The following is a 10,208-nucleotide window of genomic DNA, read 5'->3' on the forward strand; positions in this document are numbered from 1 at the left end:
ATTTAAGGGAGATAAATTTATGAACGGAAATATTCACTCGATTATAACGGGAAGTACAGTAGATGGACCGGGAACCAGATATGTTGTATTTTTAAAGGGGTGTCCTCTCAGATGTAAATATTGCCATAATCCGGATACTTGGGACGGCAGAGGCGGAAAAGAAATGTCGGTTGCCGAGATAATAGCAGATATGAGAAGTTATCTTCCTTTTATGAAGCGAGGCGGAATTACTGTTTCCGGAGGAGAACCTCTGGTTCAGATCGATTTTGTCATTGAACTTTTTACTGCAGCCAGAAATCTTGGAGTACATACGGCGCTTGATACAACGGGTTATTTATTTAATAAGGATAATCCGGAGATATTTGCTAAGTATGAAAAGCTTGCAGAAGTTACAGATCTTGTACTTCTCGATCTTAAGCATATCGATCCTGAAAAGCATGTTGAACTCACAGGTGTTAAGCAGGATACAATAATCGATTTTTACAAATATCTTGATGAGAAGAATATTCCTATCTGGGTAAGACATGTTATCGTTCCGGGATATACATTTGTTCCTGAATATCTTGAGAAGTCAGGGAAGTTCCTTGCTCATTTTAAAAATGTTAAGGCAGTGGATATCCTCCCTTATCATGATATGGCAAAACCAAAATATGCTGAAATGGGCATAGATTATGTTCTTAAAGATGTAGCTCCACTTACAGGAGAAGATGGTAAGAATGCCAGAGATACAGTGGTAAATGCTATGAGAGCCGAGAGACTTCGTATGAAGGAAGAAGGAATTCATGTAGGATTCCCTTTTGATACTCCGGTTTTATAATATCTATATGTAAATACGCAGAAGAATTATCACTGGTTTGAAAGGTAAATAAAGATGAATATTACAGTATTTGCAGGCGCTGCAACAGGAAGAAAGCCTGAATATATGGAGGCGGCCAGAACTCTTGGTAAATGGATCGGAGAGAATGGTCACACACTTATTTATGGTGATGGAAAAGTTGGAATGATGGGAGAGATAGCTAAAAGTACCCTTGAAGCAGGCGGAAAAGTTATCGGAATCATTCCACAGTTTATGATAGATAAGGGATGGGAAAATACTGAGGTTACTGAGATGATCGTAACTGAAGACATGTCATCAAGAAAGATTAAGATGGCTGAAATGTCTGATGTATTTGTAGCTCTTCCGGGAGGTGTTGGTACTCTTGAAGAGATAGCGGATATGATCTCCTGGGTGAGGCTTGATATTTATAAAGCGCCATGTATTTTATATAACACATTAAATTGCTATGATCATCTTAGAAAACTTTATGATAGTATGATCGAGGATGAATTCCTTGAAAGAAAAGAGCTGAATTTCATGCTTTATTCTGACGATATTAAAGAAATAGAAGAATTCATAGCATCATATAATTCATAGTTCTTAACTTTATTAAATCTAAAAAATAAAACTCCTGAGATATTCTCTGGAGTTTTATTTTGCAATATAATTTTTTTAGTTATCCTTCGATTTTTGAAATTCTTCTGATATGGCGCTCATCATTTGAAAAAGGTGTATCGATGAATTTATCAATAATCATGAGTGCGAGACCCGGACCCACAACGCGAGCACCCATACAAATGATATTTGCATCATTATGCTGCCTTGTTGCTTCAGCTGAGAATACATCGTGGCATAATGCCGCTCTTATTCCCGGAACTTTATTTGCTGCCATTGACATTCCGATGCCTGTGCCGCATATAAGTATTCCGAGGTCTGCTTTCTTTGATGTGATCTCTGAAGCTACAGCCTTTGCGTATTCAGGATAATCACAGGATTTGTCATCATAGCTTCCGCAATCAACAAATTCGATATTGCGATCTTTGAGATGCTGCATAACTTCCTGCTTAAGTAAGTAACCGCCGTGATCTGAACCAATTGCTATCTTCATTTCGTCCTCCTAAGTAAATACTTTCCACTTATAAAATATCATATCTGATATAAGTGAAAAACTTTTTAATTCAATAATCAAACCTTAATAACTCTTTGTCCTGCTGCCTTAAGAAGTCTGTTCATGACAGCTCCGCCGAGTTCGTCGTGGTAAAATGACTCGCTGTATATTATCTTGGCGCCGAGATCGTCACATTTTCTGAGGGCACTGTAAAGGTTTTTGGCCACTTCGCTGCTGCTGGAAGTTTTACCGAGAAGAATGATATTTTTGCAGATATATTTATCTTTATTCTCTTCGGTTGTGAGAACTACTACATTTTCATTTGCAGTTTCAGCGTCTTTTGTGAGTCGATTGATCTCATTTATAACATTTGTACTAATTGAAGAAGGGTCATTCTCCGATTCAACAATTGTTAAAGTTCCCTTTGGAGCATAATGAGTATACTTCATTCCGGGAGCTTTTGGCTTGATGCCGGAATCAGGAGAAATGATGGCTTTGTCGATGGCGACAGTTCCGATTATCTCTTCAAATTTGCTTTTTGTAATAAATCCGGGACGAAGTATCACAGGTGTGTCGCCGGACATATCTATAATAGAAGATTCTATTCCTATATCAACAGGACCACCGTCGAGTATCATATCTATCTTACCGGACAGATCTTCGATAACGTGTGCTGCTGTCGAAGGTGACGGACGGCCTGATGAATTTGCGCTTGGTGCTGCGATATATAATCCGCTTTCTGAAATAAGCCTTGCTGCGTCAGGATGAGATGGCATTCTGATCGCCACAGTTTCGAGACCGCCGGTTGTTTCCTTTGGAACAATGTCTTTCTTTTTAAATATTATCGTCATAGGACCCGGCCAGAATGCATCCATAAGTTTTTCTGCGGCTTCCGACACATCTTCAGCCAGTTTATAAACATCATTCTTATCGGAAATATGAACGATAAGAGGATTGTCGGACGGCCTTCCCTTTGCAGCATAAATCTTAGCTGATGCGGAAGGATCAAGTGCGTTTCCACCTAATCCGTATACTGTTTCGGTAGGAAAGGCGACGAGACCGCCGGCTGTAAGTATCTCTTTGGCTTTAGTAAAAGCATCATCTTCATTTGTGTTTTTGATAATAGTTTCCATTTTTAAATTTCAACCTTTTTGAATAAAATGTTACAAAAAATATATTACTCTATTTTGCATAAAAATTAAAGCGACTTTTTTTGGAAAGTACATAAAATTTTAGTAAAGTATTAATATATGATTGACATGTTTTTTACCTGTTGCTATAATGACAATGTAATAAATTGTAACAATTTCGTAACAATAAAAAAGAAACGTAATAATTAATTTTTTAATTCTGGAGGAACAGTTGTGATGTTTAAGCCATCTAAAAGAGTGGCTGTGTTTGTAGTAACTGCCGGACTTGCAATATCAGCATCATCGTTCACAGTTCTTGCGAAAAACAAGGAAGGCGAAGTGTATGATGAGTCAAATGTTGGAATATCTTATGCTGTTGACAGATACGTTGCAGCATCAGCGGATGTTGAAAAAGAAGTATTTGACTCAAACAGTGATTTAGGAACTAAGAAGGTTACAAACAGAGTAATATTTAAATACCCTCAGTTTGAAGGCAAAGCGCTTGCTACTGCAGAGGGCGAAGTAAATATCAGAGAAAAAGCTACTACAGATTCAGAGCTTATCGGACATATACCTTATGGAGAGGTTTGTGAAGTTAAGAGTCAGGGAGCTGAATGGACTTCAATCAAATATAATGATATTGAAGGATATGTATATAATGAATATCTTGTCTTCGGTGATGAAGCAGGAAAATGGGCAGAAGCAAATCTTACAAAATGTGCAGTCATAAAGGTTAAGACAGCATATATTAAAGAGAAGGCTGATGCTAATAGTAAATGTATCAAAGTTGCCAATGAAGGAGAAAGCTTTACAGTTATCTCATCAGGTAATGATTGGACAGAGATTTCTCTTGATGACGGCAAGGGATTTGTTATAAATAGCGATATAGAAGTTTCTTTCAAATTAGGTTCAACTGTAGAAAAACAGGAAGAAGTTACTACAGAAGAGGTAACAACTGAAGAAGAATCTACAGAGGAAACTACAGAAACTACAGAAGAGACAACCGAGGAAACAGTTGAAGAAACTGAGGGACCGGAAGAGGAAGTTACTGAAGAAGAAAAAGATGATATAGAAGACGAAGCATCTGATGAATCTGAAGAAGAGGAAGAGGATGAAGAATCTGAAGAAGAGGAAGAGGAAGAAGCTGAAGAGGAGACTGAAAGTCAGTCATATGAAGAACCTTCCGGAAATTCAGGTTCATCAACAAAGAGTGATCTTGTAAATTACGCACTTCAGTTTGCAGGAAACCTTCCATATGTTTATGGTGGAGCAAGTCTTACAGATGGAGCTGATTGTTCAGGATTTACAATGGCAATATATGAACAGTTTGGTTATTCACTTCCTCATGGAGCAACTTCACAGTCATACTGTGGAACAGAGATCAGTGTATCTGATGCAGAGCCGGGTGACTTATTATTCTATCCGGATGATGAAGGAATCGGACATGTTGGAATTTATATCGGCGGAGGCCAGATAGTACATGCCAGCACACCTGCAACAGGTGTTAAGATTTCACCTTACGATTATGAGTATCCTTGTAAGGCAGTAAGGATCATGAAATAGTTAATATATTTTCACAAGAAAATGAATATATATAAAGGAATCGATTGTAACTGGGAACAGTCGATTCCTTTTTCTTATACAAGAACCCTAGCATCTAATGAATGAGGTATATGGGAGTTGATACATAAAAGACGCTTTTATATTCCAAAACAGAGATGCTGTAAAAATACCGGGTTGACACTTGAAGGAGTATGTGATTAAAATGAACTTAAGTTTGAAATAAATCAAATAAATAAAACGAGGTATTTTATGTTAAGCGTGGTAATGTAACCATTGCAAATTTTATATTGCAAGGTTGATTTTGATTTAAAGATCGAAATTTACCCTTCGGTTGGTGGCGGAAGCTGCCGGCTTGGTTCATTATGCTTAATATCAAAGATACGTAATCGTAGTTTTAGCGTGGATTTATACCCGACTGAATTATGAGTTTTTTTCGTATTGGTACTTCGTTTCAATAATATTTGAAATACTGACCATGATATCTTTGCAAGATGATATCGTGGTCTTTTTTTGCTTTATAGAAAGTTGTGTTTTCTGTAAAAGTAAAAATCGCTCCGGAAGGAATACGTCTCAAGAATTTTTTGGAATAGGAGATAAAAATGAATATAAATACACAGATAGAATTTAATAAGATACAGGAAATATGGGCAGAACTCGCCAGTACTGATCATGCAAAGGAAAAAATAAGCGAGGCAAATGCTATCTTGGATGAAATGGATCTCAGAAAAGAGCTTCGCGATACAACAGATAGTAGAGAAATGATTGAGAAGCTTGGGAATCCTCCGCTTCAGAATGTAACTGAAATGAAAGAAATAATCCTTGTTGCTGAGAAAGATGACTGCCTCACCCCATATCAGCTGGAAAGAGTTGAGAATGTGCTGGTAGGAACCGAGCGTCTCAAGGATTTCCTGGCAAGAGGAAAACAGTTCAACAATCCGCTCGCATTTTATGATGAGAATCTGGATGATATTAAAGAACTTAGAGAAGAAATAGTAAGCCAGATCAGAAATGAAGACGTTGTTGACCGAGCTTCGAAGATACTATTTGATATAAGAAATAAAATCCGTAGTGCTGAAAATAATATGAAGACGAAAGCTGAACAGATTATAAGAAATAACAAAGATGTAATGGCGGATTCATTTTATGTACTTAGAAGCGGAAGGGTTTGCGTGCCGGTAAAGAAAGAATATAAATTCAAGATTCCGGGCAGCGTAATTGATAAGTCGTCCACGGGAAATACCCTCTTTGTTGAACCGGTTGGAGTATCTAAATATTTTGAGGAGATAGAGCTTCTCAGAATTGAAGAGGAGAATGAAGTATATAGAATACTTTATACCCTTTCAGCGATGGTTGCTGACGTGGTACCGATATTGGAAGAGAATGTCAGAATGATCGAAAAGCTGGACTATATATTTTCAAAAGGAAAGCTGAGCATCGATCTTGACTGTGTGGAGCCGAAGATAAACACCGAAAGAAGAATGGTTCTTAAGAAGGCAAGACATCCGCTTATGGATAAAGAAATAAATGTTCCTCTTGATGTTTCACTTGGAGTAAAATGCTCAGGAGATGGAAGCGGGGAAGAGGCTTCTTATGAAGAAATAAATGAGAACACAGAAGTTATAAGAGGAATTGTAATAACAGGCCCGAATACCGGTGGAAAAACAGTTGCAATCAAGACGGTGATGCTCAACAGTTTAATGGCTCAGTGCGGTCTGCATGTTACTTGCAAAGAAGCTGACATATGCATGAATAGTAACTACCTTTGCGACATTGGTGATGGACAGAATCTGTCAGAAAATCTATCTACTTTTTCAGCACACATAAAGAATGTTCTGGAGATTTTGAAGCAGGTGAATAAAGACAGTTTCGTCATCATGGATGAGCTGGGTTCAGGAACGGACCCGGCAGAAGGAATGGGTATTGCCGTTGCCGTACTTGAAGAGCTTAGAAAAAGTGAGGCGAATTTCCTTGTTACAACCCATTATCCTGAAGTGAAAGAATATGCAGATAAAACAGTGGGCATCGTAAATGCCAGGATGACATTTGACAGAGAGACGTTAAAACCAACATATAAAATGGTGATCGGTGAAGCGGGAGAAAGCTGTGCATTTTATATCGCTGATACCTTGGGAATGCCGGAAGAAATGTTAAAAGTTGCGATTGAAGCAGCTTACGGAAAAGGTGCTGTGGAAAACTATGAATTCCGTAACAAAGAAAAGGTGGCGAATAAAGCATCCTCCAAGATTGTTAAGATCAAGAAGACTAAGAAAAAGCCTAACAATATTATTAGTTATAATATAGGTGACAGCGTGATGGTAAGTCCGGATAAGAAAATAGGGATTGTGTGTGCGTCGGCGAATGAAAAAGGGGTTCTGCGAGTACAGATTGCCGGACGAAAAATATGGATTAATCAAAAAAGAGTTAAACTCCTGGTTAAGGCAGAAGAGTTATATCCGGAAGATTATGATTTTTCGATCATTTTCGATTCAGTAGAACATAGAAAACTTAGTCACGACATGGGAAGAAAGTACGTGGAAGAAGCTCTTGTATACGATTCGGATAATTCTTAATATTTTCTTATGAAATTATGAACAAAAAACACAGATAAAAATGTGGGTAACGTTGATAACTACAATGGTCTGACAATTTAATAAATACATGGTTTGTACAATGTGCACAATAAAAACATTGATTAGTAAACATTTAATAACACTAACTTACAAAAGGGCGTTGTTGGTAACTTTTGCGTAAAAACGTAATATGAGGATATATAAACAAAGTTATCAACATTATCAACAATGCATTGTGATTAACATAACGATAGTTGAATAAAATTTGAGTAAATACATAATTTGTTGATTGTAACGAATTTATTTCAAAAAAATATATAAACCGTAATAATTTAGGGGATTTTACAGTTATTGTCTACAATTGTCAGACATAACATCATAATAATGTCAAAAGGTCATGAAAAGGAAATTATTATTGAATCAAGTTTGAACATTTGCTATTATGTGTTTCGAAATACGTATTTCCAAAACAAACTATGAAGGACAATGAAAAATGAGAAAAACAAAATTAAAAAAGTTGAGCAAGCGGATCCTGACCGGATTACTTGCAGCAGGTATGGCTGTTTCTGCCTATTCTACACCTGTTAAAGCGGCAATAACCTGCGAGCATGACGTAAGAAATCTTACGGATATTTATGATATTAATTATGAGGAATCACTTGAAGAAGTAGCAAATCCTTACAGGGGCTTTTACAAATCCGAACAGATAAATTATAAGAGAGGAACAGGAAATGAAGTAAGAAATCCTAAGAACAATTTTGTTCACTTAAGATTGGACCTTTCTGATTTCTCTGCTAATCCGGTAAAGGGATATGATTCGGACTGTTATATCACTGATGAAACTACAGATATGCTCAAGGCTCTCAGAGGTACACTTGATAATTGCAGAAAAAATCATGCAACAGTTGTTGTTAGATTTGCTTATGATTACAAATACGGCGGATATACAGAGGATACGACGGATTCTAAAGGAAAATTCCATAAAAGATCTGTATGGGAACCACAGTCTATAGACACAGTACTTCAGCATCAGGACGCAGTCGGAGCAGTTCTCAGAGACTATGAAGATATAATCGCATCAGTTGAATGCGGTGTTTTCGGTAAATGGGGCGAGATGCACGGAAGCCAGATTCTTACAGATAAAAACCTTAAAAAGGTTATGGATAAATGGCTTGAAGTTATTCCTGAAAATATTTCCGTAACAGTAAGAACACCTGAACTTTACTGCAGATATACAGGAGCTGATATACAGGAACTTGATTCCGAAGACTATAAGACAAAGCCGGGTGATAAGACTTATAGAGTCGGTATTTTCAACGACGGTTATCTTGGTTCAAAGAGTGACAGAGGCACTTATAAGAACAGAGAGACAGAAATTTCCTGGATAGAAGATCAGTCAACACATACATTATATGGTGGTGAGATTGTTCTTTTTGAAGGAAAAGGAACACCGCTCAATAATGCTGAATATATGGAGAAAGAAGCATTCAGAACACATACAAGTTATCTTAATATCGGATGGAACGATCATGTTATAGATGATCTTAGAGAAAGTACATTCCAGGGAAAAGATCCAAAGTATAGTGGAAAAACGAGCTCATTTACATATGTTCAGAATCATTTAGGATACAGATATGTTGTTGATGGAGTTAAGCTCACAAAAGAGACAACTAACTATGAAAACTTTGCTGCAGAAGTATCTATTAAAAATGTTGGTTTTGCCAACGTCGTAAAAGATATGAAGACTACTGTTATCATCGAAGGTGAAGGCGGTAAGTATGAATATCCTGTTTCGAAGCTCAGCAAAGATAAAAAGGAAAGTGCAGAAAATGCAGATCCTAGAAACTGGCTTGCAGGTAAGACATCGGTACTTAAAGTAAATCTTGATCTTCCTGAGAAGATGAAAGAAGGTTCATATAAGGTTTATCTCAGAGTCGCATATGATGAAAATAAAAAGGGTATTGAAGGATATCCTGTTAAATTCGCAAATGACGACAGCAGTATCTGGAATGAAACACTTGGCGCAAATTATCTTGGTAAATTCAAGGTTGTTTCTGAAAGTACTATAGAGAAGGAAGGTGCTAAGGTAGAAAACAAAACATCTTCAAAGAGTCCTTCTTATAAGATTGATAAGAGCAGTTCATTCTATACTTTCAGCGATAAGAAAGACGGATGCCACATAAGTTATACAAAATCCAAGACAGAGAACTGGAAGAATATCGCTGTAAACTTCAGTGATGTTGATACATCAAAATATAAAAAGGTTGTTATAAAGGTTGTTCCTTCACGTAAGGGTATGAACCTTGGTATAACAAATCAGGATGAAAATAAGCCGGTATTCTATAAAGACCATTGGGATAAGAATAATCAGTTTACATCAACGAAAGAGCAGACTATAACAATTAATCTTGATAGTAAGAACAAAAATGGTATATACATTTACTGCGATGCAACAAAGAATGATACACCATCAGGAGAGCAGACATTTGTTATTAAGTCTATCACTTTTAAGAAATAATTCCTGCCATACATAAACTTCTGGCTAAGACGCATATCTTCTTATGAATGAAGAGGGTATGCGTCTTTTGATATATAAAATACAATCATTTTAAATGCTTTAAAAGACTGTGTTTTCGACTTGGATAGAGGGGATACGGCGGTGCACTACATATGGCTTTAAGAGGGTCTGAATAATGAAAATAAATGGAAATAGAGTAAAGTTTTTGTCAGTTTAATAAAAAAATAAAGAGAGAGTATCAAGCCTCTTTGATATAATGATTTTGACCAAAAAACCCAAAACAAGGAGGAAGATACTCTCATGAACATTGTAGCACTATTGGAAGGATTAGTTAATAGTTTAGTTGAGGCTGAAGAAAGATTTTTGAAAGACCCTATGGATTTCAGATCCCTGGAAGTATCAGCTAAGGCATCTACTGAGGCATTTGCTGCCGGATTTCTTGGTGAAGTGCTTTCAAGTGTTAATAAACATATATCAGAAAGCGATTGGCGAAAAGGCAGAT

8 protein-coding genes are annotated in these 10,208 nt (G+C 36.8%); 6 read left to right on the plus strand and 2 right to left on the minus strand.

The features are described from left to right. Positions 1 to 19: 19 nt before the first annotated feature. Together pflA and B5D25_RS07545 are read left to right on the plus strand one after the other, a co-directional pair. Positions 20 to 817, plus strand: coding sequence for a pyruvate formate-lyase-activating protein (pflA, locus tag B5D25_RS07540; RefSeq protein ID WP_078787353.1), 798 nt, complete (start codon positions 20 to 22; stop codon positions 815 to 817). Positions 818 to 871: 54 nt separating this feature from the next. Beyond that, entirely contained in the window at positions 872 to 1,414 is a 543-nt protein-coding gene (locus B5D25_RS07545) for an LOG family protein (RefSeq protein ID WP_078787354.1), read from the plus strand. Positions 1,415 to 1,493: 79 nt separating this feature from the next. Here the strand turns inward: B5D25_RS07545 and rpiB are convergent, their stop codons facing one another. Together rpiB and B5D25_RS07555 are read right to left on the minus strand one after the other, a co-directional pair. After that, complete coding sequence (rpiB, locus tag B5D25_RS07550; protein ID WP_078787355.1) at positions 1,494 to 1,925, minus strand: ribose 5-phosphate isomerase B; 432 nt, start codon at positions 1,923 to 1,925, stop codon at positions 1,494 to 1,496. Between the two features lie 77 nt (positions 1,926 to 2,002). Further along, positions 2,003 to 3,058 (minus strand): L-threonylcarbamoyladenylate synthase, encoded by a 1,056-nt coding sequence (locus tag B5D25_RS07555; RefSeq protein WP_078787356.1) that lies wholly within the window; start codon positions 3,056 to 3,058, stop codon positions 2,003 to 2,005. Between the two features lie 234 nt (positions 3,059 to 3,292). On the opposite strand from B5D25_RS07555, the gene B5D25_RS07560 reads away from it, so the two are divergent. The 4 genes from B5D25_RS07560 to B5D25_RS07575 all read left to right on the plus strand — a co-directional run. Continuing rightward, positions 3,293 to 4,618 (plus strand): C40 family peptidase, encoded by a 1,326-nt coding sequence (locus B5D25_RS07560; protein ID WP_078787357.1) that lies wholly within the window; start codon positions 3,293 to 3,295, stop codon positions 4,616 to 4,618. Between the two features lie 599 nt (positions 4,619 to 5,217). After that, positions 5,218 to 7,188 (plus strand): endonuclease MutS2, encoded by a 1,971-nt coding sequence (locus tag B5D25_RS07565; RefSeq protein ID WP_078787358.1) that lies wholly within the window; start codon positions 5,218 to 5,220, stop codon positions 7,186 to 7,188. Positions 7,189 to 7,681: 493 nt separating this feature from the next. Further along, positions 7,682 to 9,706 (plus strand): DUF4832 domain-containing protein, encoded by a 2,025-nt coding sequence (locus tag B5D25_RS07570; protein WP_078787359.1) that lies wholly within the window; start codon positions 7,682 to 7,684, stop codon positions 9,704 to 9,706. 300 nt (positions 9,707 to 10,006) lie between these two features. Continuing rightward, the coding region (locus B5D25_RS07575) for a hypothetical protein (RefSeq protein ID WP_341465078.1) at positions 10,007 to 10,208 on the plus strand (202 nt) is incomplete at its 3' end.

This window comes from Eubacterium ruminantium (assembly GCF_900167085.1).
In the GTDB taxonomy this organism is placed as follows: domain Bacteria; phylum Bacillota; class Clostridia; order Lachnospirales; family Lachnospiraceae; genus Eubacterium_Q; species Eubacterium_Q ruminantium.